Here is a 24,825-nt window from a genome sequence, read left to right as displayed (position 1 = left end):
CTCACGCGCGCCCTTCGAAGCCGAGCAGCACGTTCACCGCGTTGATACCGATTTCCTCGACCATGTAGCCGCCTTCCATCACGAACAGCGTCGGCAGGTTCAGGCGCGCGAGCGCGGCGCCGATCCGCAGGTAGTCGGGCGAGCGCAGCTTGAAATGGCTGATCGGATCGTGCTCGAACGTGTCGACGCCGAGCGACACGACGAGCAGGTCGGGCGCGTGCTTCGCGATCGCCGCAGTGGCCTGGCCGAGCGCCGCCGAGTAGGTGTCCCACTGCGTGCCCTTCGGCAGCGGCAGGTTCAGGTTGAAGCCTTCGCCCGCGCCCGCGCCGCGCTCGTCGGCATGGCCCGAGAAGTACGGATACGACACCGCCGGCTCGCCGTGCAGCGACGCGAACAACACGTCCGAACGCTCGTAGAAGATGTCTTGCGTGCCGTTGCCATGATGGAAGTCGACGTCCAGCACCGCGACGCGCGCCGCACCGCTCGCGATGCCGTGCTGCGCGGCGATCGCCGCGTTGTTCAGGTAGCAGTAGCCGCCCATGTACTCGCGGCCCGCATGGTGGCCGGGCGGACGGCACAGCGCGAACGCCGCGCGCGCGCTGCCGTTCGCCAGCAGGTCGGCGCCGGTGAGCGCCGAGTTCGCGCTCGCGCTCACCGCGTCCCACGTGCCGGCGTTGATCGGCGCACCGGCATCCATCGCGAAGAAGCCGAGCTTGCCGTCGATGAAGTCGGGCAGCGTCGCCGCCGACGGCATCGCGCGCACCGGCCACACGAGCGGCAGCGCCTGGCAGGTGCGGCCGGTCGCGGCCCATTCGTCCCATGCGCCGGCGAGAAAGTCGACATAGCGCGCGCTGTGCGCGCCGGCATAGCTCGAGCGGTCGAACGCGCGCGGCGCGATCACGTCGCCGAGGCCGGCCGCGCGGACCTGCGCGAGCACCGTTTCGGCACGAAGGGGGTTCTCGAACGAATCGGTGATCGCGCCGTCCTTCAGTTCGACGCCGCGGTGCAGATGGTGATCGCTGCTGTAGACCGTGAGCATGGTTGACCGTTGCAGTGAAAGGCTGTGAGGGGTGGCAACAGTCTATTGAGGCCAGCCGGCAATAACTTTGCTTTTCAACTCTTCGTTTCGTACAATTTTGAGAAAACCGTCTACGGAGACCCTGAAATGAGCAAAAATCGCGCTTCGGTGGAGCTGGACGGTGTCGATCGCGCGATGCTGCGCCTGCTGCAGGAAGACGGCGCGCTGTCCAACGCGACGCTCGGCGAACGGTTGGCGCTGAGCGTCACGCCGTGCTGGCGGCGGCGCAAGCGGCTAGAAGACGAAGGCGTGATCACCGGCTACCAGGCGAACCTCGACCGCCGCGCGCTCGGCATGAACGTGTTCGCGTTTGTGCAGGTCACGTTCAACATGCATTCGGACCAGGATTCGGATCACTTCGAGGACGTGATGCGGCGTCACGACGAAGTGACGTCGTGCCACAAGATCACCGGCGCGGCCGACTACATCCTGCAGGTCGTCGCCGCCGATCTCGACACGTATGCGGAATTCGTCGAACGCGTGCTGAGAAAGCAGGCCGGCGTGTCGTCGATCCAGTCGAGCCTCGCGCTGCGCGAGGTCAAGTTCTCGTCGCGCGTGCCGGTGCCGGACGCGTGATCGATCAAGCGCCCGTGCACGGGCATCCGCTGTCGACCTTCATCCCATGGAGCGCTACCGCATGAAACATTGCATTCCTTCCGCGCCGCTTGCCGCCGCGATCGCTCTCGCGTTTGCATTGGGCGCGTGCGCGACGCAACCGCCTGCCCCGCTTCCGCCCAATGTCGCCGGGCAGGACACGCAAGGCGCGCAGACCGCCCAGGCTACCGAAGCCGCCCCGCCGATGGTCGGCGGCGATCGCGACGCGCACGGCTGCATCGGCTCGGCCGGTTATGCCTGGTGCGACACGACCCGACAATGCGAGCGCCCGTGGGAACTTGCGAAGGCGCATGGCTTCGCGAACTCGGCGCAGGGATACGAGCAGTTCTGCCGGAACGGCGCAGCGAAGTGAAGTAATGCGATGTGACCGGGTCGCGATGCAACGTCGCGCCCCGATGAAGTGCAAGCGCGATGCGCGCCATGCCCGTCGCGCGCGTTTCGCCCCGCTGATCCCGCCGTTTTTCCCGTTCCGCGCACCGTCATTCCGGAAACCCGGACACACAAAAAACCCCACGAAATCAGGGATATTCCGCGCGAGCGACACGGCAATCGAGTTCGGTTATATTACGCGCCCCTTGCCATCCCGCCCCGCGGAACGCATTGCGCGCGGCCGCTTTCGACGCGGTCTGAAACGCCTTCCGGCGAGGCCCGCAGCAAGGGCCTGCGCGCCCGTCGCACGACTGCGAAGCAGCCGATTGCACGCGTACATGAAGCCGATCCGAAGGTGTCCTTCGCAACGGCTTCGCGTGCGCAAATGCAACGGTGAACGCGGTCGGTCCGGAATTCCGGATTCGCGATCCGGATCTCCGGATGCGCGATCCGGTTGCGAATCCGCATCGGCCGGGCGGCATGGCAAACCGATGCATCCAAGTTGAAAAAGGGATCTGCTGTGATCAAAACGTTACGGGTAATACTGTCGGCGCTCGCGCTGTGCGTCGCGACGTCGTCCGCGCATGCCGCCGATACGAAGAAGGTCGACGTCCTGCTGGTGGGCGGCGGCATCATGAGCTCGACGCTCGGCGTGTGGCTGCACGAGCTGCAGCCCGACTGGTCGATGACGATGGTCGAGCGCCTCGACGGCGTCGCACTGGAAAGCTCGAACGGCTGGAACAACGCGGGCACCGGCCACTCGGCGCTCGCCGAGCTGAACTACACGCCGGAGAAGGCGGACGGCAAGATCGACATCTCGAAGGCGATCGAGATCAACGAGTCGTTCCAGATCTCGCGCCAGTTCTGGGCCTGGCAGGTCCGGCAGGGCGTGCTGAAGAACCCGCACTCGTTCATCAACTCGACGCCGCACATGAGCTTCGTGTGGGGCGACGACAACGTCCGCTTCCTGAAGAAGCGCTACGACGCGCTGCAGGCGAGCCCGCTGTTCCGCGGCATGCAGTATTCGGAAGACTACGACCAGATCAAGCAGTGGGTGCCGCTGATGATGGAAGGCCGCGACCGCAACCAGAAGGTCGCGGCAACGTGGACGCCGATCGGCACCGACGTGAACTTCGGCGAGATCACGCGCCAGTTCGTCGGCTACCTGAAGACGCAGCCGAACTTCACGCTGTCGCTGTCGAGCGAAGTGCGCGAGATCTCGCGCAACGCGGACGGCACGTGGCACGTGTCGTGGGTCAAGCTGCATTCGGATGAACCGCCGCAGGCCGTCGACGCGAAGTTCGTGTTCATCGGCGCGGGCGGCGGTGCGCTGCACCTGCTGCAGGCGTCGGGCATCCCCGAGGCGAAGGACTACGGCGCGTTTCCCGTGGGCGGCTCGTTCCTCGTGACCGACAACCCCGAGGTCGTGAAGCGCCACCTCGCGAAGGCGTACGGCAAGGCGTCGGTCGGCTCGCCGCCGATGTCGGTGCCGCACCTCGACACGCGCATCATCGACGGCAAGAAGATCATCCTGTTCGGGCCGTTCGCGACGTTCTCGACCAAGTTCCTGAAGAACGGGTCGTACTTCGACCTCGCGAAGAGCACCAACCTGCACAACGTCGCGCCGATGATGCGCGTGGGCGTCGACGAATTCCCGCTCGTCGAGTATCTCGCCGGCCAGCTGATGCTGTCCGACGACGACCGCTTCAACGCGCTGAAGGAATACTTCCCGGACGCGAAGAAGGAAGACTGGCGCCTGTGGCAGGCCGGCCAGCGCGTGCAGATCATCAAGCGCGACCCGAAGAAGGGCGGCGTGCTGAAGCTCGGCACCGAGATCGTCAGCTCGCAGGACGGCAGCATCGCGGGCCTGCTCGGCGCATCGCCGGGCGCGTCGACGGCCGCGCCGATCATGCTGAGCCTGATGCAGAAGGTGTTCAAGGACAAGGTCGCGACGCCCGAGTGGCAGCAGAAGCTCCGCCAGATCGTGCCGAGCTACGGCACGAAGCTGAACGACAGCCCGGCGAAGGTCGTCGAGGAATGGACCTATACGAGCGGCGTGCTGCAGCTGTCGCCGCCGCCGAAGATCGACCTGACGGCGCCGTCGCAGGCGACGGGCACGGCTCCGGCGCGTCCCGCGAAGGCGGCGGCCGACATGGCGCTGTAACGCGTCCGGTCCCGTTTCGCCGCATCGCACGGCCGCCCTTCGGGGCGGCCGTTTTTCATCGCGAATGCGGACGGCGCAGCGTGCTGCGTCCTGCGTAGGCTTCACCGGCTGCCATACCGCCGACCACACCACGGCCGATCGCCCGCTGCCGGGGCCGTCCGCCACCGGTCGTCCGCCACCGGCCCTCCGCCGCCAGCCGACCCGCTGCCGATGACCCCGCTGCGGGCCGCGCGGGGCCGGTCGCCCCAGCCACCGTCCCGCATCCGCTAGAATTGCGGGCACGCGCGACACCGTCGCCACCGATCCACCATCCGCATCGACGCGGTCCACGCGACCGCCGGTGCGGCCCGCGCCCGAGCCGCGCGAGCGCCGCACTTCGTTGCCGCGCCCGCCCGGGCGCGCCACCAACCGAATTCAGCTGGAGAAAGACCGTGTTTACTTGCCGAAACCAGAGCTGCGGCACGCAGTGGGAAACGTCCGACGTCGTCATCAAGGACGAAGGCCAGGGGCTGCTGTTCCGCTGCCCGCTGTGCGGCGCGCGCAACTATCTCGAACGCTTCGAGGACGATGAAGGCAACGTCGCCTACGAACAGATGGAAGGCAAGCCTTACCTCGGAGACCTCGAATGACCCAGCCGACCGCCACGCCCTTCAGCGCGCTGCCGCTGACGCCCGCCACGCTCGCGAACCTCGCGCAGCTCGGCTATGTCGACATGACGCCGATCCAGGCCGCGAGCCTGCCGATCGCGCTGGCCGGCCAGGACCTGATCGCGCAGGCGAAGACGGGCAGCGGCAAGACCGCCGCGTTCTCGCTCGCGCTGCTGGCGCGCCTCGACGCGCGCCGCTTCGACGTGCAGGCGATGATCCTGTGCCCGACCCGCGAGCTCGCCGACCAGGTCGCGCAGGAAGTGCGCCGCCTCGCGCGCGCCGAGGAAAACGTGAAGGTGCTGACGCTGTGCGGCGGCACGCCGATGCGCCCGCAGGCGCAGAGCCTCGAGCACGGCGCGCACATCGTCGTCGGCACGCCGGGCCGCATCATGGATCACCTCGACCGCGGCAACCTGAAGCTCGACGCGCTGAACACGCTCGTGCTCGACGAAGCTGACCGGATGCTCGACATGGGCTTCTTCGACGACATCGCGAAAGTCGCGCGCATGTGCCCGACGACGCGCCAGACGCTGCTGTTCTCGGCGACCTACCCGGACGGCATCGCGAAGCTGAGCCAGCAGTTCCTGCGCAATCCGAAGGAAGTGAAGCTCGAGGAGCGCCACGATGACAGCAAGATCCGCCAGCGCTTCTACGAAGTGACGGAAACCGAGCGGCTGCACGCGGTCGGCCAGTTGCTGAACCACTACCGGCCGGTGAGCACGATCGCGTTCTGCAACACCAAGCAGCAATGCCGCGACCTGCTCGACGTGCTGCACGCGCAGGGCTTCCACGCGCTCGCGCTGCACGGCGAGCTCGAACAGCGCGAGCGCGACCAGGTGCTGATCCAGTTCGCGAACCGCAGCTGCTCGGTGCTGGTCGCGACCGACGTGGCCGCGCGCGGGCTCGACATCGCGCAGCTCGAGGCCGTGATCAACGTCGACGTGACGCCCGACCCCGAAGTGCACGTGCACCGCATCGGCCGCACCGGCCGCGCGGACCAGGAAGGCTGGGCGCTGAGCCTCGCCAGCATGGACGAGATGGGCCGCGTCGGCGCGATCGAGCAGGCGCAGAAGCGCGACGTCGAATGGCATCCGCTCGCGGAACTGAAGCCGGCCGGCAACGACACGCTGCTGCCGCCGATGGAAACGCTGCAGATCCTCGGCGGACGCAAGGACAAGATCCGCCCGGGCGACGTGCTCGGCGCGCTGACCGGCGACGCGGGGTTCGACGGCAAGCAGATCGGCAAGATCAACGTGACCGAGTTCTCGACCTATGTCGCGGTCGAGCGCGGCGTCGCGCGCGACGCGCTGCGCAAGCTCAATGCGGGGAAGATCAAGGGCAAGCGGGTCAAGGTCCGGTTGATGGACGAAGAGTGACGCGGTGACGCCGGCGCGCGCCGCGACGCTCATGCGGCGCGCCCGCCCAGCATCGCCAGATACTGCCGTACCGCGCCCCATTCCCCGCCGCTGCGGCTGAGCGCGACGAGTTCGGACCCCGGCACGCTGCCGGCGAGTTTCCGGTACACGATGTTCGGCGCCGCGATCCGGCTGAGCGGCGCCGGCACCAGCGCCACGCCGAGACCGGCGCCCGTCAGCGCCAGCACCGACAGCGTGCTGCTCACCTTGTGCGCGATGTGCGGCGTCTTGCCGAGCACCCGCCGCAGGATCGCCAGCTGCCCTTCGTCGTCGCCGTCGGCGGCATAGAAAATGAACGGTTCGTCCGCGAGCGCCGCGACGCTCACCGAGCGCCGCTTCGCGAGCGCATGCCGGTCGCTCATCATCACGTCCCACGCCCAGCTGCCGATCGTGCGCACGGCCAGCTTCGGATCGAACGCCGTGCCGAAGGCCGGGCAATAGCCGATGTCGAGCCGGCCCGCCAGGATCGCGTCCTGCTGCGCGGCCGGCGCCATTTCGTGCAGGTCGAGCGCCACTTCCGGCCACGCCGCGTGAAACGCGCTCAGGTCGTCGGACAGCCGCCCCGTCGCGACCGCATTGCCGACGAAGCCGATCCGCACCATGCCCGTCTCGCCGCGCGCCGCGCGCTGCACGACCGTCTTCGCGCGCGCGGCCTGCTCGAGCGTGTGCCGCGCTTCGGCCACGAGCAAGCGGCCCGCGTCGGTCAGCAGCACCTTGCGGGTGCTGCGCTCGAACAGCGTCGCGCCGAGTTCCTCCTCGAGCGCGCGGATCTGCGCGCTCAACGCGGGCTGCACGATATGGAGCCGCTCCGCCGCGCGGCCGAAATGCCCTTCTTCGGCAACCGCGAGAAAGTAGCGCAAATGGCGAAGGTCCATACGGTCGATTGATCACCCGAAACGATTAATCTCGAAATTTAATCTATTGGAATGAAAAATCAAGCGCGCGCATCCTGATGGTGATCCGCTGCGTCGCAGCCCACCTGCAAGGAGCCCCGTCGTGTCCGACCGCAACCGCATCGATGTTCACCAGCATGTCGTCCCGCCGTTCTGGGCCGCAGCCCTCCCGTCGCACGGCGGCGATCCGTCCGGCTGGGGCAGCCCGACCTGGAGCCCGGAAGCCGCGCTTGCGTTCATGGACTCGCTGGAGATCCAGACCGGCGTGCTGTCGCTGACGGCGCCCGGCGTGCAGGGCTGGAACGGCCAGGCCAAGCGCGACATGGCGCGCCAGGTCAACGAATACGTGGCCGGCCTCGTCGCGCAACGGCCGACCCGCTTCGGCAACTTCGCGACGCTGCCGCTGCCCGACGTCGACGGCACGCTCGCCGAGATCGATCACGCGTTCGACACGCTGAAGGCCGACGGCGTCGTGCTGCTCAGCAACTACGGCGGCACCTATCTCGGCGATGCGGCATTCGACGCCGTGTGGGCCGCGCTGGATCGCCGCCACGCGGTGGTGTTCATTCATCCGGCCAAGCCCGCGATCGACGTGCTGCCCGGCATGCCCGGCCCGCTGCTCGACTACCCGTTCGATACGACGCGCACCGCGCTGCAGCTCGTGCTCAACGGCGTGATCGCGCGCTACCCGAACGTGAGCATCATCCTGTCGCACGCCGGCGGCTTCCTGCCGTACACCGCGTACCGCTTTGCCGAACTCGCGCCGGGCGTGCGCAACGACGCGCCGGATCGCGACGGGCTGCTCGACCTGCTGCGCACGTTCTACTTCGACACCGCGCTGTCGTCGCCGTCCGCGCTGCCGAGCCTCACCGCGTTCGCGCAACCGGATCGCGTGCTGTACGGCAGCGACTTCCCGTATGCGCCGCCGGCCGTCGGCACGTCGTTCACCGCGGCGCAGGACGCGTATGCCGCGCTGGGCGCCGACCGGCACGCCGCGCTCAATCGCGCGAACGCGCTGCCGCTGTTCCCGCGCCTCGCCGCACTCGCGCGATAACGCGCGACGCAGTGCCGCGTGACGCCCCATCGCGGCGGCGTCACGCGCGCAACCGCCCGCGGCCGTCCGCGCCGCGCGGCACCGTCAGAACGGAATGACGGCCTTCGCCCAAACGGCCTCGCCGGCCGGACGGTTGCGCACGAAGAATTCCTTCACGACGCGCGCTTCCAGGCTGACCTTGCCGAACTGGTAACGGACACCGGGGCCGATCGCGAACGTCTGTCCGCGAAAGCCGTCGCCCGCGACCGGCTGGCCGTTCTGCATGTCGTCGGTGGTCTGCTTGACGAAGTAGCCCGACAGCCCGACGCGCGCCTTCGGCGTGACCGCGTAGCTCGCCGAGTAATCGATGTGGAACAGGTTGCCCGAGTGGTAATGGGTGTCGTTGTTCGGCGAGTTGAAGCTGTACGTGATCTTCGCGGACACCTCGACCTTGTCGTTCGGCAGCCACGTCACGCCGAACACCGGCCGCGCGGTGTAGTAGTTCTTGCCGGTGTTCAGCGCCGCACGCATGTCGTACTGGCCGGTCGGGAACACGAATTCGATCGCCGCGACGGTGCGCAACGCGCCCGATCCCCACGCGATCAGCGCGGGGCTGACGATCAGGTCGCCGAGATTGGTGCGGTCGAACGACGCGCCGCCCGCATCCAGCGCCAGATGCTCCATCGGCAGCACCGCATACGCACCGTAGCGCCCGCCGAGCACCGACAGGTTCGACATCCACACGACGCGCGGAATCAGCACGTCGGCATCGAGCTTGAAACCGGGCACCGAACCGTTGCCGTGCGAATCGTTGAAGCGCGATGCATGGTAGTGCGTGTAGTACAGCAGCGCGTACAGCCCGGCCGGCGGCAGCGCGCCGGCGAAGAACGCTTCCGCGCCCTCGCCGATCGTGTCGCCGCCGCCCTCCGTTGCAAACGCGCCGGTGCTCAGCGCCATGCCCGCGCACGCGGCGAGCGAAACCAGTCCGAATGCAGCCTTTCGTTTCATCGATGTCTCCAATATTCGTTCTACTGAATTGATTTTTTATGGTCGTCCCGCGCGCCGCCCCCGCCGGCTATTCGTTGAAGTGCTCGATCACGAGCCGGTTGAAGCGCGCCGCGTGCTCGATCTGCGTCCAGTGTCCGCAGCGGCCGAACACGTGCAGCTGCGCATTCGGCAGCAGTTCCAGCAGCCGCGTCGAGCTGTCGAGCGGAATCACGCGGTCCTCGCGGCCGTGCACGATCAGCGTCTCGTGCGGCAGCGTGCGCAGTTTCGCCTCGTCGCTCGCGAGCGCATCGACCCAGCGCTGACGCGGCGCGGGAAACATGTTCGCGAACGCCTCCTGGTAGCCGGGCCGCACGCTCGCGGCGTAGCGCAGCTTCGCGAGCTCGTCGTTCACGAGCGTGCGATCGAACGCGAAGATGTCCAGCAGGCCGCGCATGTTCCCGATCGACGGCGTATAGCCCCACACGGCGTCGAGCCCTTCGGTGAGCGTGAAGCGCGTGCCGGCCGCGCCCATCAGCACGAGCCGGCCGACCCGTTCGGGCGCGCGGATCGCCAGCGCGAGCGCGAGCGCGCCGCCGAACGAGTTGCCGATCACGTGCGCGCGCTCGACGTCGAGCGCATCGAGCAGGCCGAGTGCGTGGTCGACCCAGTGGTCCATCGAATACACGTAATCGCGCGGCCGCTCGGTTTCGCCGAAGCCGGCCATGTCCGGCGCGATCACGCGAAACCGCGCGGCAAGCGCGGGCATCGTGAGCCGCCAGTTCGCATAGGCCGTGACGCCCGGCCCCGAGCCGTGGATCAGCAGCACCGGCGGCCCGTCGCCGAGGTCGTGATAGTTGGTGTCGAGACCGGCCGCGACGATCCGGCGGCCCAGTTCGGGATTGCTTGACATGATGCTTCTCCAGTCGGTTTCGATGGCGCGCGGCGCGTCAGCGCCCGCGTTTCTTCGCGCTCTGCCCGCCGATCCCGAAATGCGCCTTCGGCATCTCGGTGATGATCACGCGCACCGATTCGAGCGGTGCGTCGAGCGAGCGATGGATGGCTTCGGTGACTTCCGCGATCAGACGTTCCTTCTTGTCGTCGTCGCGGCCTTCCAGGATGTACAGATGAGCTACCGGCACGATGGCCTCCCGTTGCGTTCGGAACGTTCAGATGAAGCGCAGGCCGACCGAGCCGATGTCCTGCACGCGCAGCGTCACGTTGTCGCCGGCCGCGACGGCCACCGCCTCCGTGATGCCGCCCGACAGGATCAGGCTGCCCGCCGGGATCGATTCGCCGCGCGCGCCGAGATGGTTCGCGAGCATCGCGATCGCCGCGGCCGGATGCCCGAGCACGGCCGCGCCGGCGCCGAATGCGACCGGCAGCCCGTTCTTCTCGAGCACGATGCCGAGCGTGCGCAGGTCGACGCCGTCCACCGGCAGCGGGCGGCCGCCCGCGACGAAGCGCGCGGCCGACGTGTTGTCGGCCACCACGCTCTTCAGGTCGAACTTGAAATCGCGGTAGCGGCTGTCGATCACCTCGATCCCGGCGACGACGAAATCGGTCGCGGCGAGCACCGCGCCGACGTGGCAGCCGGGCCCCTTCAGTTCCGCCTTCGTCACGAACGCGATTTCCGGCTCGACCTTCGGATGGATCAGTGCGGACGTGTCGCACTCGCCGCCGTCGGGCAGGTCGTAGACGTCGGTGAGGAAACCGAACACGGGCGTGTCGACGCCCATCTGCCGCATCTTCGCGTGCGACGTCAGGCCGGCCTTGTAGCCGACGATCCGCGCGCCGCGCGCGAGCTGCCGGCGGCGGATCGCATCCTGCACCGCGTAGGCGTCGTCCCAGTCCATCTCCGGATGACGATCGGTGATCTTCGGCGTGTCGCATGCTTCACGCGTGCAGTCGTCGAGATGCGCGGCGAGCGCCTCGATCGTGTCGGTCGACAGGTTCATGCGGCCTCCCGCTTCGCTTGCGCCGCGCGCGCCTTCGCGAGCGTCAGCGCGGTGTCCTCGATCATGTCCTCCTGGCCGCCGACCATCCCGCGCCGGCCGAGCTCGACGAGGATGTCGCGCGCCGGAATCCCGTATTTGTCGCCCGCCCGCTTCGCGAACAGCAGGAACGACCCGTACACGCCCGCATAGCCGAGCGTCAGCGCGTCGCGGTCGATCCGGATCGGGAAATCCATCATCGGCACGACGAGATCCTCGGCGACGTCCTGGATCTTCCACACGTCGACGCCGGTTTCGATGCCCATCCGCTCGCACACGGCGACGAACACTTCGAGCGGCGTGTTGCCGGCGCCGGCGCCGAGCCCCGCCGCCGCGCCGTCGATCCGGTTCGCGCCGGCCTCGATCGCGGCGATCGAGTTCGCGACGCCCATCGCGAGGTTGTGGTGACCGTGAAAGCCCAGCTCCGTGTCGGGCTGCAGCGCGTCGCGCACCGCGCCGAGGCGCGCCTTCACGTCGTCGGGCAGCATGTAGCCCGCCGAGTCGGTGATGTAGATGCAGTTCGCGCCGTACGACTCCATCAGCTTCGCCTGCTTCACCAGCCCGTCCGGGCTGTTCATGTGGCTCATCATCAGGAAGCCGACGGTATCCATGTCGAGCTTGCGCGCCATCGCGATGTGCTGCTCGGAGACGTCCGCCTCGGTGCAGTGCGTCGCGACGCGGATCGTATGCACGCCGAGCGCGTGCGCTTCCTTCAGATGGTCGACGGTGCCGATGCCCGGCAGCAGCAGCGCCGACACCTTCGCGCGCTTCAGCAGCGGGATGACCGCGCCAAGGTATTCCGCGTCGGTATGCGCGGGAAAGCCGTAGTTCACCGACGAGCCGCCGAGGCCGTCGCCGTGCGTGACTTCGATCAGCGGCACGCCGGCCGCGTCGAGCCCGCTCGCGATCGAGCGCATCTGGTCGAGCGTCATCTGGTGACGCTTCGGGTGCATGCCGTCACGCAGCGTCATGTCGTGGACGGTGATTCGCTTGCCTTTGAGATTCATTTCCGTTCCTTTTCGTCCGGTCGTGGAAGTCGCGTCCGCGGGCATCAGGCCGCCTGCGCGGCCGATGCCAGCGTGAGGCGGCCGGCCAGCAGTTCCTCGGCGAACATTTCGGCGGTGCGCGCGGCGGCGGCCGTCATGATGTCGAGGTTGCCCGCGTATTTCGGCAGGTAGTCGCCGAGGCCTTCGACCTCGAGATAGACCGACACGCGATTGCCGTCGAACACCGGCCCGTTGACGAGCCGGTAGCCGGGCACGTAGCGCTGCACGTCGGCGATCATCGCGTGCACCGATTCGACGATGCGCGCTTCTTCGGGCGCGCTCTCCGTCAGGCAGTGCACGGTGTCGCGCATGATCAGCGGCGGGTCGGCCGGGTTGATCACGATGATCGCCTTGCCCGCCTTCGCGCCGCCGACCTGCGCGACCGCCGCGGCCGTCGTGCGCGTGAATTCGTCGATGTTCTTGCGCGTGCCGGGGCCGACCGAGCGCGACGACACGGTCGCGACGATCTCGCCGTACGCGACCGGCTGCACGCGCGAGATCGCGCGCACCATCGGGATCGTCGCCTGGCCGCCGCAGGTGACCATGTTGACGTTCATCTCGCCGGAGCCGATGTGGTCCTTCAGGTTGACCGGCGGCACGCAGTACGGACCGATCGCGGCCGGCGTCAGGTCGATCATCAGCACGCCGAGCGCATTGAGCTTGCGGCTGTTCTCCGCGTGGACGTACGCGCTCGTCGCATCGAACGCGATCTGCACGCCGTCCGCCTGCACGTGCGGCAGCAGGCCGTCGACGCCGTCCGCGGTGGTCTTGAGGCCGAGTTCGCGCGCGCGTTTCAGGCCGTCGGAATCGGGATCGATGCCGACCATCCACACGGGTTCGAGCACGGGGCTGCGCATCAGCTTGGCGAGCAGGTCGGTGCCGATGTTGCCGGGACCGATCAGCGCGCAACGGATCTTTCGGGTCATGGGGAATGCCTCGTTAGCGTGGAAAGGAGAACGGGCGGCGCTCACGCGAACCGCACCGAACACGCGCCGATCCCGCCGATCGACACGCGGAAGTTGTCGCCGCGCGCGGCCGGCGCCATCGCGGCGAGCGCGCCGGACAGGATCACTTCGCCGGCCTTCAGCGAAATGCCGAGGCGGCCGAGCGTGTTGGCGAGCCACGCGACCGCGTTCACCGGCGAGCCGAGCGCGGCCGCGCCGGCACCGGTGCCGATCACGTCGCCGTTCTTCTCGAGCACCATCCCGCAGGTCGACAGGTCGACGCTGCGCGTGCTCACGGCCTTGTCGCCGAGCACGAACACGCCGCACGACGCGTTGTCGGCGACCGTGTCGCCGATGCGGATCTTCCAGTCGCGAATGCGCGAATCGACGATCTCGAAGCACGGCATCACGCATTCGGTCGCCGCCAGCACCATCGCGTTCGTCACGCCGGGGCCGAGCAGGTCGCGCTTCAGCACGAACGCGATCTCGCCTTCGGCCTTCGGCTGGATCAGCGTGTCGAGCGCGATGCACTCGCCGTCGCCATACACCATGCCCGACAGCAGGTAGCCGAAGTCGGGCTGGTACACGCCGAGCATGTCCATCACCGCCTTCGACGTGACGCCGATCTTCTTGCCGATCACGGTCTCGCCCGCGTCGAGGCGGCGCTGCACGAAGCGCTGCTGGATGCGGTACGCGTCGTCGACCGACAGGTCCTCGTGCTGCGACGTCAGCGGCGCGATCGGTTCGCGCGACGTCATCGCGTCGTACAGCCGGTCGCCCAGCGTGGTAATCAACGTGGAGTCCATAAGAGTGTTCCGGTCAGTAACGGTTGGGTCAGAGCTTCACGCAGACGTTGCGCAGCTCCGTGTAGAACTCGAGCGAATGCACGCCGCCCTCGCGGCCGATGCCCGATTGCTTCGCGCCGCCGAACGCGGTGCGCAGGTCGCGCAGGAACCACGAATTGACCCACGCGATGCCGACGTCGATCGACGCCGCGACGCGATGCGCGCGCGACAGGCTGGTCGTCCAGATCGCGGTCGACAGCCCGTACGCATTCGCGTTCGCGCGGCCGATCACTTCGGCTTCCGAATCGAACGGCATCACGAGCGTGCACGGCCCGAAGATCTCGTCGCGCGCGATCGGCGAATCGTCGCCGAGGCCGGTCCAGATCGTCGGCTGCACCCACGCGCCGCCGCGCAGGTCGTCGGGCATGTCGGGCACGCCGCCGCCCGTCACGATCGTCGCGCCGAGTTCGGCCGCCTTGCGGTAGTACGACAGCACCTTGTCGCGATGCTCCTGGCTGATCAGCGGGCCGAGGCCGGTCGACGCCGCTTCCGGGCGGCCGGGTTGCAACCGCTCGGCGCCGGCCTTCAGCGCCGCGACGAAGCGCTCGAACAGCGGACGCTCGACGTACACGCGCTCGGTACCGAGGCAAACCTGCCCCGCGTTCGCGAAGCACGAGCGCAACGTGCCTTCGACGGCCGCGTCGAAGTCGCAGTCGGCGAACACGATCGCCGCGTTCTTGCCGCCCATCTCGAGACTGACGGGCCGCGCGCCGTCGGCCGCCGCCTTCATGATGGCCGCGCCGGTGCGCGTCTCGCCGGTGAACGTGATCGCGTTCACGCCCGGATGGGTCGTCAGGAATTCGCCGGCCGAAGCCGGCCCGAAGCCGTGCACGACGTTGTAGACGCCGCGCGGCACGCCCGCCGCGTTCATCACTTCGCCGAGCAGCGCGGCCGTCTGCGGCGTCTCCTCCGACGGCTTCACGACCACCGTGTTGCCGCACGCGAGCGCGGGCCCGACCTTCCACGTCATCAGCAGCAGCGGCAGGTTCCACGGGCAGATCACGCCGACCACGCCGACCGGCCGGCGGATCGCGTAGTTGAGCGCGCCCGCGCCGTCCGGCGTCGCCATCTCGAAGGTTTCGCCGGGCACGTTCTTCACGACGTCGGCGAATACCTTGAAGTTCGCGGCGCCGCGCGGAATGTCGATATGGCTCGCGAGGCTCACCGGCTTGCCGGTGTCGGCCACTTCCGCTTCGAGGAAATCGTCGAAGCGGCGCGTGATGCCGTCGGCCACCGCATACAGCAGCTCGACGCGCTGCGCGACCGTCAGCCCGCCCCACGGGCCGGCCAGCGCCGCGCGGGCGGCCTGCACCGCCGCGTCGACGTCGGCACGGCTCGCTTCGGCCACGCGCGCGATCACCGCGTTGTCGAGCGGCGAGCGCTTGTCGAACCAGCGCTTGCCCGCGCGATAGTCGCCGTCGATGAAGTTGTGGACGCGCCGCGGTTCCGGCTGCCCGCCGGCGGGGCCGCGTTTCGCGGCGTTGGGTTCGGTGTCGTACATGATGGAGTTACCGATAGTCGTGAATCCGTGATCCGTGGGTTCGTGAAGCGTGTCAGCGTGCGATGTCGTGCCGTGTCTTGCCGTGTCGCATGCCGCGCGTCACGACCCGCCAAGGCCGGCCGCATCGAGCCCCGCCTGCGCGCATTGCGCGTCCTGTGCCTCGCTGCCGCCCGACACGCCGATGCCGCCGATCAATGCACCGTCGTCGACGATCGGCAGCCCGCCGCCGAACGCGACGAAGCGTGGTCGCAGCACGAGGCCCTGCCGCACGGCGTCCGAGTGCGACGCCAGGGCGGCGTGCCACGCGCCGGTCGGCAGACCGAAGCTCGCGGCCGTGTACGCCTTGTCGATCGCGATGTCGATCGAATGCAGCGGCGCGCCGGGCATGCGCACGAACGCCGCGAGCAGCCCGGCCGCATCGACGACCGCGACGTTCACGCGCACGCCGAGCCGCCCGGCGGCCTCGGCCGCCGCCTGCGCGGCACGCGCGGCGGCAGGCCAGTCGATCGTGCGCAGCTCGACGCTGCGGGTCGTATCGTTTCGGTTCATGGCGCTGGGCTCCTTCGCGGGTCAGGTATAGACGGTCGTGAACGCTTCGTTCAGCTCGCCGGAGTGGAAGAAGATCCCGCGCCCGAGTTCCTCCTCGGTCCACGTGGTGACAGGGCGATCGGGTTGCGCGAGATAGCCGAGCCCCGCGAACGTCTCGTTGCGGTTGCCGCTCGGATCGAAGAAGTAGATCGTGGTGCCGCGCGTGATCCCGTGCCGCGTCGGCGCGACGTCGATCTTCACCTTGTTCTTCGCCATCACGTCGGCCGACTTCAGCACGTCGGCCCAGTCGTCGAGGAAGAACGCGATGTGATGCAGCCCGTTGCGCGGGCCGCCGACGAACGCGATGTCGTGCGGCGTCGTGCTGCGGAACATCCACGTCGCGGCCTGGATCGAGTTGCCCGGGCCGACCATCACCTGTTCCGCCAGGTGGAAGTCGAGACACTCGGCCATGAAGCGCGTGTTCTCCTCGACGCGGTTCACGCCGGCCTCCGGATTCAGCTCGCACATCAGCAGGCAGTGGTCGAGCCAGTGCACGGCCGAGCCCGGCACGTCGTCGGGCCACGGATCGGGGTTCAGCGAGCCGACCGCGGTGCCCACCAGCTCCTTCTTCGCGAACAGGCGCAGCTCGTGCCCGCTCGGCAGCAGGAACCGCAATTGACGCCCGACCGCCGGCAGCGCGCCTTCGGGCAGCATCTCGGTCGCGATTCCGTATGCTTCGATACGCTGCTGCAGCGCGTCCAGATCGGCATCGTGCTCGACCTTGTACGCGGCATGCTTGAGCCCCGCCTGATCGGACGGCGACAGGATCAGCGAATACTTGTCCCATTCGTCCCAGCATTTCAGGTAGACGTTGTCTGCCGCGTCGCGCATCGTCTCCTGCATGCCGAGCACGCGCACGTAATGACGCAGCGCCGCTTCCATGTCCATCACCTTCAGACTGACATGACCAATACGCATCACACCCATGATGTGTCTCCTCCTGGTTTCCTGATTACTTGTCGATCGCCGGCGCGCCTGCACAGGACGCGCCGCAGAAGAACGGCTTTTTCAACCGGCCGGCCACTTCGAGTTCGACGTCGCCGTCCGGCACGACGCGGCACGCCAGCGCATAGCCGTCGCTTTCCTCCTCCGCGCTCACGTGCGCTCGGCTGATCGGCCCGAGCTTGCGCACCGCGCCGCGCAGCACACGCACCTTGCAAACGCCACACCCACCGTTCAGGCAGCCGACCGGAATGCCGCGCCGGCCGAGCTTCGCCATGCCGGCCAGCAGCGACTCGCCGGACACGCACGCATAGCGCTCGTCGGTCTGCGCGATCCGGACCGTCCCGCATACGCGGCCCGCGTCCACGTCACACCCGCCGGAACAGCGGGCTGCGCGTCTGTTGCGCGTCCGCCGCCGAGATGAACTTCTCGTGATAGATGTCGCGCTCGAACAGGCGCCCCTGCATCAGCGTCGTGATGCACGCGTCGATCATCGCGGGCGGTCCGCACAGGTACGCCTGGTGCCCCGAGAAGTCGCCGTCGAAATGCGCCTTCGCGACGTCGTGCACGAACCCTTGCGCGACGTCGCCGCCCGCATCCGGCGCGCCTTCGGACAGCGCCGGCACGTACGTGAAGTTCGGATGGCGTGCGGCGAGCGCGCAGAATTCGTCGTGGTAGTACAGCTCCTTCGCGTTGCGCTGGCCGTAGACCAGCGTGATCGGCGCGGTGACGCCGCTCGCGAGCAGATCGGCGATCATCGAGCGCGGGCTCGACAGCCCCGATCCGCCCGCCATGAAGATCATCGGCCGCGCGGCCGAGCGGCGCACGAAGAAGCGGCCGTACGGACCCGACAGCCGCACGCGGTCACCCGTCGCGAGCTGCTCGTGCAGATAACCGGTGCCGAGCCCGCCCGGCACCTGCCGCACGTTCAGCTCGATCTCGCCGGTGGCCGCGACGTCGGCCGGCGCGTTCGCGATCGAGAACGCACGGCTCTGCCCGAGGCCGGGAATCTCGAGCTGCACGTACTGGCCCGCCTGGAAATGGATCGGCTGCGACAGCTTCAGGCGGATCGACTTGATGGTCGGCGTGAGCTGCTCGATACGCGTGACGTCGGCCGCGAAGTCCTTGACCGGGATGATCTCCGCGTCGGGCTCCTCGTCGACGTCGGCCTCGATCACGGTGTCGGCCTGCAGCGTCGCGCAGCACGCGAGCGCCTTGCCTTCCTCGCGCTCGAAATCCATCAGCGCGAACGGGTTCGCGTCGCCGAGATCGGTTTCGCCGTCGAGCACGGCGACCTTGCAGGTGCCGCAGAGGCCGTGACAGCACGCGTGCGGAATGTAGATGCCCTGGCGCAGCGCGGCGTCGAGCATCGTCTGTCCTTCCTCGACCTCGATCGTCACGCCGAGCGGCTCGATGGTAAGTTGATGGCTCATGATGGTTCGCTCGTCCGCGTGGCGGTCAGAAGCTCGCGCCGCCGAGGCCGTCGAGGCCCGGCGCGCGGAAGCTGATCAGGTCCTTGTGCCCGAGGCCGTTGTCGGCCAGGCTCTTCGCTGCGTCGGGCATCCACGGCTCGCCGGAGCGAAACCACGCGACGCGATCCCAGTCGATCTTCGCGAAGTCGGGGTGATAGCCATAGACGGGCGGCAGCACCTTGTCGGCCAACGCGCCGAACGGCAGGTCGGGCGGCAGCGGCAGGCAGAACGGCGCCGGGAACATCAGGTGGTCTTCCCAGCACACGTAGAGCAGCGGCGCCGGAAACTTCCCGACGGCATCCTTGATCGGGAAGTCGTAGGGTTTGAGCGCGATGACGGCCATGTTTGTCTCCTGTCGGCCCGCGTTCGCGCCGTGGCGCGCGCGGGTCCTGTTCAAGGTTGCGTATCGATTGCGGGTCAGTTGCGGGTGGCCTGGCCACGCCAGGCCGCGAAGTTCTTCTGGTCTTCCGAGCCGTCGAAATCGAGGTTGTCGCGGCCCATCTGCACTTCGTAGTAGTCGAGCACCGCGGCGAGCGGATCGAAGCCTTCCGCGCTCGGGTCGGCATCGGGCGGGAAGCAGTTGCCCTGATAGATCTGGTGCACCGGCAGCCACGCCTGCACGTATTTCTGCGGCTCGTGGTCGAAGATTTCCTTGCAGTGATCGCTGCAGAAATGGAACCTGTTGCCGAGATAGTTCGACTCGCGCGCGCCGATCTTCTTCGGGTTGCCGGGCTCGGTGAACAGCATCGGGATCTGGCAGGTCTGGCACAGCATCGGCAGCGTCTTCATGTAGAAGCGGTTGCCGGCTTTCGCCTGCTCGCCCCAGTAGTCGAAACGCGGGCGGTAGTAACGGTCGAACGAATCGGGATACTTCGCGGACAGCCACGCCATCTCGTCTTCGGTCGGCACCCAGGTGTGGAACGCGGAGGCCGCGTTGAAGCCGTAGAACGTCGACCACGCCTGGTGGCTGATGTGGTCCTTGCCTTCGCACGCGTCCTGCCAGCCCTTCGGCTCGCGAATCCCGTAGCGCGCGAGATCCTTGAACAGCGCGCCACCGTTCTGCTCCGCGTACATCTCCCACGATTCGCGCCAGCTCATCACGCGCTTCGGCTGCATGTAGTCCATCATCATCGCGACCAGCGTGAGCAGCCGGTAGCCGCGCCAGAACCACTTGTCGATCCAGCGCTGCACGATCGGCACGTTGTCCGGGTCCTGTTCGAGCAGGAACTTGATGCACTCGATGCCGAGCGTCATGTGACGCGATTCGTCCGACTGCGCGGAGAAGCCGAACGTGACGGTCGACATGTCGCCGTTGTACGCGGCGCCCGACATGAACGGCACGAACAGCAGGTTCGTCAGCACGTATTCGAACGAGAAGCTGACCGCGGTCAGGAACTCGAACGGGCCCGACGAATACGCATCCTCGAAGAACGACTTCGGCACCGACAGATACCAGACGCGATCGAACCAGTGGTTCGAGTGATGGAATCCGTTGAAGAACTTGTTGTACGTCGACATCGCGTGCGTTTCGGTCTGGTAGTGCCGCAGTTCGTCGATCGACTGCATCTGGCATGCGATGCGCGCGCCCTCGCCGGTGAAGTGCCGGCCGACGTGCGCGAAGCCGCGGTGCGCGAGATATTCGAGCGGCGTCACACCCTGGATGAACAGCTTCAGCGCGTTGATGTAGCGGGCGTCGGTCACGCCGAGGAACGCGTTGTTCTGCGTGAACGCGTCGATCACCGCGTACAGCTTCTTCTCCTTCTCGCCCTGGTATTTCCAGTACGCATCCATCGTCAGGCGGAACGGGTCGACCCACTTGTCCCAGTCATGGATCTTGATGCCTTCATAGCGGTCGTACGGGAAGACCTTCTCCATCGGCTGGTAGGTCGTCTCCCAGCCGAGGCCGCGCGTCATTGCCGCGTAGCGGTCCTTCAGGCCGAGCTTTTTCTTGAGCGTTGGCGTGTCCATGCGTGTCTCCGTGTTGTCGGTGCGCGTAGCGCGGCGTTCAGTGCGACCAGCTCAGCGTGAACTGGTCGTCGTCCTCGTCGATGTGGCCGGACAGCGTGATCAGGTTCACCTGCAGCTGCTGCAGGTCGAAGCGCGTGCCGGTCAGCTCCTCGATCGTGTCGCGGCGGATCGTCAGCCGGTCCGGCGCGTCGATCTTGACCATCCCGGGCGACTCGACCACCACCGCGCGCGGGTTGTCGGCGACGATCGCGTCGACGATCGATCTGGAGTCCTCATTGGCCTGAAAGGCGATGAATACGTTGGACATGCTGGTTATCCTTGGGATGTGAGGTGAATGCCCGTCGTCAGAGCGCGATGCCGAGCTTCGCGACGCGCGCCTGAAACTGCTCGCGCACTTCGTCGAGCGCGGCCTGGCCGGCGTCCTGCAGCGCGCGTGCGGCGACCGGCGCGAGCGCCGCGTCGGCCCGGGCCGACCAGTCGCGGGTCCAGCGGGCGAGCAGCGCACGGTTGTCGTCGGATTCGGCGGCCATCGTCTTTACGACCGCGTCGATCCAGCGGTTCGATTCGGCGTGCCATTCGGGCATGAACGCAGTCAGCATCGCGACCGCCGAGCCGCCCGCGAGCGCGATCCGTTCGTCGACGAAACGGTCGTAGACGAGCGGATACAGCAGGCCGTCGAGCGCGAGGTTCTGCGCGACGAACAGCTCGACCGGGTCGGCCACCACCAGCGTGTCCTCGACGTAGCGGCGCAGCGGCTGCCAGGCGGCGTCGTTCGTCCAGGCCGCCTTGGCCGCGTCGAGCACGTCGGGCTCGGCCATCGCGAGCGCGAGGCGCGTCAGGTACTGCGCGACGCCGAGGTTGTCCATCGCATGGAACATCGCGGGCGCCGTGAACGCGGTGCCGTAGCCGAGCGCGCAGATCTGCGCGTTGTTCATGTTCGCGCCCCACGCGACGTGGCGCAGCGGCACCAGCACGTCGAGCGCGTGCGCGGCCACGTCGTCGCGCATCAGGCCGATCATCCGGCGCGACTCGACGAACTCGAAGTTCGACTCCATCGCGTCCTGCTGGCGCGCCCGCGTGGTCGCCCACGACGCGTAGTAGAACTGGCGCGGATCCTTCAGCGCGTACCAGCTCGCCATCCGGATCGCCGAACGCGACGGATCGAAGATCTCGTGGTCCGGATCCCAGGTCGGCCGGTAATGGAAGTTCGCCTGGGGCTGCGCGCCCATCATGCCTTCCTGGTAACGCGTCGCCGTCTTGTCGCCGCCGATGTGCTGCGCGACGTGCGCGAAGGTGTGCCGGAGCGGCTTGATGTCGACTGTCTTCAGCTCGATGGTCACTTCTTGCTCCTCAATGTCATGGGTTCGCTTCGACGTCGAGCCGCGTGACCTGCTGTTCGCGGCAGAACGCATCGAAGGCGGCAGGAGGCAACGTCAGCTCGACGCACAGCTCCGGCGCACCGCCGATCGACAGCTCGAATTCGACGAAGCCGCGCACGTTCGTGCCCGTCACGCGGACGCACTTGCGGCCGGGATCGAGCGGGGAAAGATCGGTCGGATGCTGATTCATGATCGGTGTCGCCTCCATGCCGGACTTCAATGCAGCATCCGTGCCACGTTCGGATCGACCTTCAAAAAATCTCGATAATTCAGGGAAAGCCCTGACGCAAAGTTCGAATTCGCGATCCACAATGGCGGTTAACCAGAACGGCAAACGCACGCCGGCGACCCTGCCGGAACCTATATCCGGCGGCCTTTTTCATCATTTGAGCAACTCGGTCGAGCGCATTTGATGAAATGATCAAATCGATCCGCTCACCGCGGCGCTGCTGGCGAAAACTTTGAAAATCACGAGAAATCTCGACGGAGGAGACATGACGCGGCCCAGCCTGCCCCCTTTGCCGCCGGACACCGACCTGCGCAAGCTGATCCATTTTTCGGCGAGCGACGGTCGCATCTGGCTGGCCGGACAGCGGATGGTGCTGCTGCATGCCGGCGCGCTGGCGACGCTGCGCCAGGAACTGATGGAAAGCGTCGGCCCCGCGCAGACGCGGCGTTTCTTCACGCGGGTCGGCTTCGCGGCCGGCGAACGCGACGCCGCGCTCGCGCGCGAGATCCGCAGCGGCGCGTCGCTGTTCGACATGTTCCACGTCGGCCCGCAACTGCACATGCTCGAAGGTGCCGTGCAGGTCACCCCGTTGCGGTTCGAGGCCGACCCCGCGACGGGTGCGTTCTACTGCGAATACCGCTGGGAACATTCATGGGAAGCCGACGTGCACCGCCGCACGTTCGGGCCGCAGCCCGAACCGGTGTGCTGGATGCTGATCGGTTATGCGACCGGTTATACCAGCGCGTTCATCGGCCGCACGATCCTGTTCAAGGAAACGGGCTGTGTCGGCATGAACGACCCGCACTGCACGATCGTCGGCAAGCCGGCCGACGAATGGCCCGACGCGGAGGAAATCACGTCGTGGTTCAAGGCCGACTCGCTGATCAACACGATCCGCGACCTGCAGACCGAAGTCGAATCGCTGCGCCTCGAGATGACGCCCGACGACGGCCGCACGCGGCTCGTCGGGCGCTCCGACGCATTTCGCGCGGCCTACGCGCTGCTGGAGACGGCCGCGCCGACCAAGGTCGCCGTGCTGCTCACCGGCGAGACGGGCGTCGGCAAGGAACGCTTCGCGCGTGCGCTGCACGGCCTCAGCCCGCGCGCGGCGAAGCCGTTCGTCGCGATCAACTGCGCGGCGATTCCGCATGCGCTGATCGAGTCGGAACTGTTCGGTGCGGAGAAAGGCGCATTTACGGGCTCGCAAACCGCGCGCGCCGGGCGCTTCGAGCGCGCGGACGGCGGCACGTTGTTTCTCGACGAGATCGGCGAGCTGCCGCTCGACGTGCAGGCGAAGCTGCTGCGCGTGCTCCAGGAGGGCGAGGTCGAGCGGCTCGGCGCGACCGACGGCCGGAAGGTGGACGTGCGCGTCGTCGCGGCGACCAACCGCGATCTCGAACAGGCCGTGCGCGACGGCACCTTTCGCGCGGATCTCTACTACCGGATCAACGTTTATCCGGTGCTGATCCCGCCGCTGCGCGACCGGCAGGACGACATCGCACCGCTCGCCGACGCGATGCTCGACCGCTTCGCGGCGCTGCACGGCAAGCCGACGCCCACGCTGACCGATTACGCGTACGACGCGCTGCGCGGCTATCGCTGGCCCGGCAACGTGCGCGAGCTCGAGAACCTGATCGAGCGCGCGGTGATCCTGTCGCGGCCGAACCGTCCGGTCGACGCGAAGGACCTGTTCCCCGGCGTCGGCTCACCCGGCGGCGCGACGGTCGACCGGGCCGGGCAGATCCGGCCGGCGGCCGCGATGTCGATCGACTGCGGGTCGATCCTCGACCAGTTGCAAGGCGGCGGCGGGCTCGACGGCCTCGAGCGGGCGCTGCTGCATGAAGCCGTCGACCGCGCGAACGGCAACCTGTCGGCCGCCGCACGCCTGCTCGGCCTGACCCGCGCGCAGCTCAGCTATCGGCTCAACCGCAGACAGGACCAGGAGGACGCGTGACATGAACAGCATCCTGCCCGCCGATCCGTTCGACGATCCGCCGCCGGCGCTCGAACCGGCCGCCGCCGACGCCGCCGACGCCGCCGAACCGCATGCCCGCACGCTCAGCGAGCACGCGTATCACCAGCTCCGGCAACACATCATCGAAGGGCATTACCCGCCCGGCGCGAAGCTGCGCGTCGAGCACCTGAAAGACGTGTACGGCGTCGGCGCGGGCACGCTGCGCGAGGCGCTCACGCGGCTCGTCAGCGATGCGCTGGTCGTCGCGGAAGGGCAGCGCGGGTTTCGCGTGACGCCGATGTCGGTCGACGATCTGGAAGCGATCACGCGCCTGCGCATTCATATCGAGGTCGATGCGCTGCGCGACTCCGTGCGGCATGGCGACGATGCCTGGGCGCAGCGTGTTCGGCAGAGCTTCGAGCAGTTGTCGGCGTGGGAGCAGCCGGTGTCGATCGAGCACCGCGCCGCATGGGAAGCGTGTAACCGGCGCTTTCACGAATCGCTGATCTCGGCGGCCGCGACGCCGTGGACCTATCTGATCCTGCGCATGCTGTCGCAGCAAAGCGAGCGCTACCGGCGCGTGTGCATCGGACTCGGCGATTCGAAGCGCGACGTGCATGCGGAACACACGTGCCTGTTCGAGGCCGCGATGCGCCGCGCCGATGCGCGCGCCGCGCTCGCGCTCGAAGACCATATCGGCACGACACTCGCGGTGGTGCGCAACGCGCCGCCCGGTACGTTGCCGTTCTAGCGTGCCGCCGCGCG

The 24,825-nt window shown here is 67.8% G+C and carries 28 protein-coding genes; 9 read left to right on the top strand and 19 right to left on the bottom strand.

Annotated features, from left to right (window positions below; genetic code table 11):
• Nucleotide 1: 1 nt before the first annotated feature.
• Nucleotides 2-1,039, bottom strand: a complete 1,038-nt coding sequence (locus DIE12_RS20760) for a histone deacetylase family protein (protein ID WP_124487082.1) — start codon at nucleotides 1,037-1,039, stop codon at nucleotides 2-4.
• A gap of 126 nt (nucleotides 1,040-1,165) precedes the next feature.
• On the opposite strand from DIE12_RS20760, the gene DIE12_RS20755 reads away from it, so the two are divergent.
• The 5 genes from DIE12_RS20755 (at nucleotide 1,166) to dbpA (ending at nucleotide 6,249) form a co-directional block, all read left to right on the top strand.
• Entirely contained in the window at nucleotides 1,166-1,654 is a 489-nt protein-coding gene (locus DIE12_RS20755; protein ID WP_124487083.1) for an Lrp/AsnC family transcriptional regulator, read from the top strand.
• Between the two features lie 61 nt (nucleotides 1,655-1,715).
• Nucleotides 1,716-2,045, top strand: coding sequence for a hypothetical protein (locus DIE12_RS20750; RefSeq protein ID WP_124487084.1), 330 nt, complete (start codon nucleotides 1,716-1,718; stop codon nucleotides 2,043-2,045).
• Nucleotides 2,046-2,582: 537 nt separating this feature from the next.
• Entirely contained in the window at nucleotides 2,583-4,226 is a 1,644-nt protein-coding gene (gene mqo, locus DIE12_RS20745; protein ID WP_124487085.1) for a malate dehydrogenase (quinone), read from the top strand.
• Nucleotides 4,227-4,657: 431 nt separating this feature from the next.
• Complete coding sequence (locus tag DIE12_RS20740; protein ID WP_044845448.1) at nucleotides 4,658-4,855, top strand: hypothetical protein; 198 nt, start codon at nucleotides 4,658-4,660, stop codon at nucleotides 4,853-4,855.
• Entirely contained in the window at nucleotides 4,852-6,249 is a 1,398-nt protein-coding gene (dbpA, locus tag DIE12_RS20735; protein ID WP_044845449.1) for an ATP-dependent RNA helicase DbpA, read from the top strand. The genes DIE12_RS20740 and dbpA overlap by 4 nt, the downstream gene beginning before the upstream one ends.
• Before the next feature lie 29 nt (nucleotides 6,250-6,278).
• Here the strand turns inward: dbpA and DIE12_RS20730 are convergent, their stop codons facing one another.
• Nucleotides 6,279-7,163 (bottom strand): LysR substrate-binding domain-containing protein, encoded by an 885-nt coding sequence (locus tag DIE12_RS20730; RefSeq protein ID WP_124487086.1) that lies wholly within the window; start codon nucleotides 7,161-7,163, stop codon nucleotides 6,279-6,281.
• A gap of 121 nt (nucleotides 7,164-7,284) precedes the next feature.
• Between DIE12_RS20730 and hndA the strand changes: the two genes are divergently transcribed.
• Nucleotides 7,285-8,235 (top strand): 2-hydroxy-1-naphthoic acid nonoxidative decarboxylase, encoded by a 951-nt coding sequence (gene hndA, locus DIE12_RS20725; protein WP_124487087.1) that lies wholly within the window; start codon nucleotides 7,285-7,287, stop codon nucleotides 8,233-8,235.
• An 84-nt stretch (nucleotides 8,236-8,319) separates the two neighbouring features.
• Here hndA and DIE12_RS20720 read toward each other — a convergent pair whose 3' ends face one another.
• The 17 genes from DIE12_RS20720 to DIE12_RS20640 form a co-directional block, all read right to left on the bottom strand.
• Nucleotides 8,320-9,222, bottom strand: a complete 903-nt coding sequence (locus DIE12_RS20720; RefSeq protein ID WP_124487088.1) for a transporter — start codon at nucleotides 9,220-9,222, stop codon at nucleotides 8,320-8,322.
• Nucleotides 9,223-9,289: 67 nt separating this feature from the next.
• Nucleotides 9,290-10,111: an alpha/beta fold hydrolase gene (locus DIE12_RS20715; protein WP_124487089.1), complete on the bottom strand. Its 822-nt coding sequence runs from the start codon at nucleotides 10,109-10,111 to the stop codon at nucleotides 9,290-9,292.
• A 37-nt stretch (nucleotides 10,112-10,148) separates the two neighbouring features.
• Nucleotides 10,149-10,343, bottom strand: coding sequence for a 2-hydroxymuconate tautomerase (locus DIE12_RS20710; RefSeq protein ID WP_257129466.1), 195 nt, complete (start codon nucleotides 10,341-10,343; stop codon nucleotides 10,149-10,151).
• Nucleotides 10,344-10,367: 24 nt separating this feature from the next.
• A complete protein-coding gene (gene dmpH, locus DIE12_RS20705) occupies nucleotides 10,368-11,156 on the bottom strand; it encodes a 2-oxo-3-hexenedioate decarboxylase (RefSeq protein WP_124487090.1) in 789 nt (262 codons plus the stop codon).
• Nucleotides 11,153-12,199, bottom strand: a complete 1,047-nt coding sequence (dmpG, locus tag DIE12_RS20700) for a 4-hydroxy-2-oxovalerate aldolase (RefSeq protein WP_124487091.1) — start codon at nucleotides 12,197-12,199, stop codon at nucleotides 11,153-11,155. The genes dmpH and dmpG overlap by 4 nt, the downstream gene beginning before the upstream one ends.
• 44 nt (nucleotides 12,200-12,243) lie before the next feature.
• Nucleotides 12,244-13,164, bottom strand: coding sequence for an acetaldehyde dehydrogenase (acetylating) (locus tag DIE12_RS20695; protein ID WP_124487092.1), 921 nt, complete (start codon nucleotides 13,162-13,164; stop codon nucleotides 12,244-12,246).
• Nucleotides 13,165-13,205: 41 nt separating this feature from the next.
• Nucleotides 13,206-13,988 carry a 2-oxopent-4-enoate hydratase gene (gene dmpE, locus DIE12_RS20690; protein ID WP_124487093.1) on the bottom strand — a complete coding sequence of 261 codons (783 nt, stop codon included), beginning with the start codon at nucleotides 13,986-13,988 and terminating at the stop codon, nucleotides 13,206-13,208.
• A gap of 28 nt (nucleotides 13,989-14,016) precedes the next feature.
• On the bottom strand, nucleotides 14,017-15,528 hold the full coding sequence (locus DIE12_RS20685; RefSeq protein WP_124487094.1) for a 2-hydroxymuconic semialdehyde dehydrogenase: 1,512 nt from the start codon (nucleotides 15,526-15,528) through the stop codon (nucleotides 14,017-14,019).
• A 99-nt stretch (nucleotides 15,529-15,627) separates the two neighbouring features.
• The gene (locus DIE12_RS20680; RefSeq protein ID WP_124487095.1) at nucleotides 15,628-16,077 is read right to left on the bottom strand and encodes a heme-binding protein; all 450 of its coding nucleotides are present in this window, start codon (nucleotides 16,075-16,077) and stop codon (nucleotides 15,628-15,630) included.
• Between the two features lie 21 nt (nucleotides 16,078-16,098).
• Nucleotides 16,099-17,043, bottom strand: coding sequence for a catechol 2,3-dioxygenase (locus DIE12_RS20675; RefSeq protein WP_124487096.1), 945 nt, complete (start codon nucleotides 17,041-17,043; stop codon nucleotides 16,099-16,101).
• 25 nt (nucleotides 17,044-17,068) lie between these two features.
• Entirely contained in the window at nucleotides 17,069-17,425 is a 357-nt protein-coding gene (locus DIE12_RS20670; protein WP_044845461.1) for a 2Fe-2S iron-sulfur cluster-binding protein, read from the bottom strand.
• A gap of 1 nt (nucleotide 17,426) precedes the next feature.
• A complete protein-coding gene (locus tag DIE12_RS20665) occupies nucleotides 17,427-18,491 on the bottom strand; it encodes an NADH:ubiquinone reductase (Na(+)-transporting) subunit F (RefSeq protein WP_124487097.1) in 1,065 nt (354 codons plus the stop codon).
• Between the two features lie 25 nt (nucleotides 18,492-18,516).
• A complete protein-coding gene (locus DIE12_RS20660) occupies nucleotides 18,517-18,873 on the bottom strand; it encodes a phenol hydroxylase subunit P4 (RefSeq protein ID WP_124487098.1) in 357 nt (118 codons plus the stop codon).
• Nucleotides 18,874-18,947: 74 nt separating this feature from the next.
• The gene (locus DIE12_RS20655) at nucleotides 18,948-20,498 is read right to left on the bottom strand and encodes an aromatic/alkene/methane monooxygenase hydroxylase/oxygenase subunit alpha (protein ID WP_124487099.1); all 1,551 of its coding nucleotides are present in this window, start codon (nucleotides 20,496-20,498) and stop codon (nucleotides 18,948-18,950) included.
• Nucleotides 20,499-20,535: 37 nt separating this feature from the next.
• Entirely contained in the window at nucleotides 20,536-20,805 is a 270-nt protein-coding gene (locus DIE12_RS20650) for an MmoB/DmpM family protein (protein WP_124487100.1), read from the bottom strand.
• A 37-nt stretch (nucleotides 20,806-20,842) separates the two neighbouring features.
• Complete coding sequence (locus DIE12_RS20645; protein WP_124487101.1) at nucleotides 20,843-21,838, bottom strand: phenol hydroxylase; 996 nt, start codon at nucleotides 21,836-21,838, stop codon at nucleotides 20,843-20,845.
• A gap of 16 nt (nucleotides 21,839-21,854) precedes the next feature.
• Nucleotides 21,855-22,067, bottom strand: a complete 213-nt coding sequence (locus tag DIE12_RS20640; protein ID WP_311766337.1) for a phenol hydroxylase subunit — start codon at nucleotides 22,065-22,067, stop codon at nucleotides 21,855-21,857.
• Between DIE12_RS20640 and DIE12_RS38145 the strand changes: the two genes are divergently transcribed.
• From DIE12_RS38145 to DIE12_RS20630, 3 genes are all read left to right on the top strand, one after another.
• Nucleotides 22,066-22,290, top strand: a complete 225-nt coding sequence (locus tag DIE12_RS38145; protein ID WP_185500417.1) for a hypothetical protein — start codon at nucleotides 22,066-22,068, stop codon at nucleotides 22,288-22,290. The two genes, DIE12_RS20640 and DIE12_RS38145, sit on opposite strands and share 2 nt — an antisense overlap.
• A gap of 81 nt (nucleotides 22,291-22,371) precedes the next feature.
• Nucleotides 22,372-24,060 (top strand): sigma-54-dependent Fis family transcriptional regulator, encoded by a 1,689-nt coding sequence (locus tag DIE12_RS20635; RefSeq protein WP_124487102.1) that lies wholly within the window; start codon nucleotides 22,372-22,374, stop codon nucleotides 24,058-24,060.
• Nucleotide 24,061: 1 nt separating this feature from the next.
• On the top strand, nucleotides 24,062-24,811 hold the full coding sequence (locus DIE12_RS20630; protein WP_124487103.1) for a GntR family transcriptional regulator: 750 nt from the start codon (nucleotides 24,062-24,064) through the stop codon (nucleotides 24,809-24,811).
• Nucleotides 24,812-24,825: the final 14 nt, after the last annotated feature.

The sequence above is a fragment of the Burkholderia sp. Bp9015 genome (assembly GCF_003853505.1).
GTDB lineage: Bacteria > Pseudomonadota > Gammaproteobacteria > Burkholderiales > Burkholderiaceae > Burkholderia.
The sequence above is the reverse complement of the archived record's forward strand: the minus strand, read 5'-3'. Positions and strand labels throughout refer to the sequence as shown.

What these genes read in the sequence shown, in the direction of transcription:
- DIE12_RS20760 (WP_124487082.1), bottom strand. Translation starts at nt 1,039, where the DNA reads ATGCTCACGGTCTACAGCAGCGATCACCATCTGCACCGCGGCGTCGAA.
- DIE12_RS20755 (WP_124487083.1), top strand. Translation starts at nt 1,166, where the DNA reads ATGAGCAAAAATCGCGCTTCGGTGGAGCTGGACGGTGTCGATCGCGCG.
- DIE12_RS20750 (WP_124487084.1), top strand. Translation starts at nt 1,716, where the DNA reads ATGAAACATTGCATTCCTTCCGCGCCGCTTGCCGCCGCGATCGCTCTC.
- dbpA (WP_044845449.1), top strand. Translation starts at nt 4,852, where the DNA reads ATGACCCAGCCGACCGCCACGCCCTTCAGCGCGCTGCCGCTGACGCCC.
- DIE12_RS20730 (WP_124487086.1), bottom strand. Translation starts at nt 7,163, where the DNA reads ATGGACCTTCGCCATTTGCGCTACTTTCTCGCGGTTGCCGAAGAAGGG.
- DIE12_RS20720 (WP_124487088.1), bottom strand. Translation starts at nt 9,222, where the DNA reads ATGAAACGAAAGGCTGCATTCGGACTGGTTTCGCTCGCCGCGTGCGCG.
- DIE12_RS20715 (WP_124487089.1), bottom strand. Translation starts at nt 10,111, where the DNA reads ATGTCAAGCAATCCCGAACTGGGCCGCCGGATCGTCGCGGCCGGTCTC.
- dmpH (WP_124487090.1), bottom strand. Translation starts at nt 11,156, where the DNA reads ATGAACCTGTCGACCGACACGATCGAGGCGCTCGCCGCGCATCTCGAC.
- dmpG (WP_124487091.1), bottom strand. Translation starts at nt 12,199, where the DNA reads ATGAATCTCAAAGGCAAGCGAATCACCGTCCACGACATGACGCTGCGT.
- DIE12_RS20695 (WP_124487092.1), bottom strand. Translation starts at nt 13,164, where the DNA reads ATGACCCGAAAGATCCGTTGCGCGCTGATCGGTCCCGGCAACATCGGC.
- dmpE (WP_124487093.1), bottom strand. Translation starts at nt 13,988, where the DNA reads ATGGACTCCACGTTGATTACCACGCTGGGCGACCGGCTGTACGACGCG.
- DIE12_RS20685 (WP_124487094.1), bottom strand. Translation starts at nt 15,528, where the DNA reads ATGTACGACACCGAACCCAACGCCGCGAAACGCGGCCCCGCCGGCGGG.
- DIE12_RS20680 (WP_124487095.1), bottom strand. Translation starts at nt 16,077, where the DNA reads ATGAACCGAAACGATACGACCCGCAGCGTCGAGCTGCGCACGATCGAC.
- DIE12_RS20675 (WP_124487096.1), bottom strand. Translation starts at nt 17,043, where the DNA reads ATGGGTGTGATGCGTATTGGTCATGTCAGTCTGAAGGTGATGGACATG.
- DIE12_RS20665 (WP_124487097.1), bottom strand. Translation starts at nt 18,491, where the DNA reads ATGAGCCATCAACTTACCATCGAGCCGCTCGGCGTGACGATCGAGGTC.
- DIE12_RS20660 (WP_124487098.1), bottom strand. Translation starts at nt 18,873, where the DNA reads ATGGCCGTCATCGCGCTCAAACCCTACGACTTCCCGATCAAGGATGCC.
- DIE12_RS20655 (WP_124487099.1), bottom strand. Translation starts at nt 20,498, where the DNA reads ATGGACACGCCAACGCTCAAGAAAAAGCTCGGCCTGAAGGACCGCTAC.
- DIE12_RS20650 (WP_124487100.1), bottom strand. Translation starts at nt 20,805, where the DNA reads ATGTCCAACGTATTCATCGCCTTTCAGGCCAATGAGGACTCCAGATCG.
- DIE12_RS38145 (WP_185500417.1), top strand. Translation starts at nt 22,066, where the DNA reads ATGATCGGTGTCGCCTCCATGCCGGACTTCAATGCAGCATCCGTGCCA.
- DIE12_RS20640 (WP_311766337.1), bottom strand. Translation starts at nt 22,067, where the DNA reads ATGAATCAGCATCCGACCGATCTTTCCCCGCTCGATCCCGGCCGCAAG.
- DIE12_RS20635 (WP_124487102.1), top strand. Translation starts at nt 22,372, where the DNA reads ATGACGCGGCCCAGCCTGCCCCCTTTGCCGCCGGACACCGACCTGCGC.
- DIE12_RS20630 (WP_124487103.1), top strand. Translation starts at nt 24,062, where the DNA reads ATGAACAGCATCCTGCCCGCCGATCCGTTCGACGATCCGCCGCCGGCG.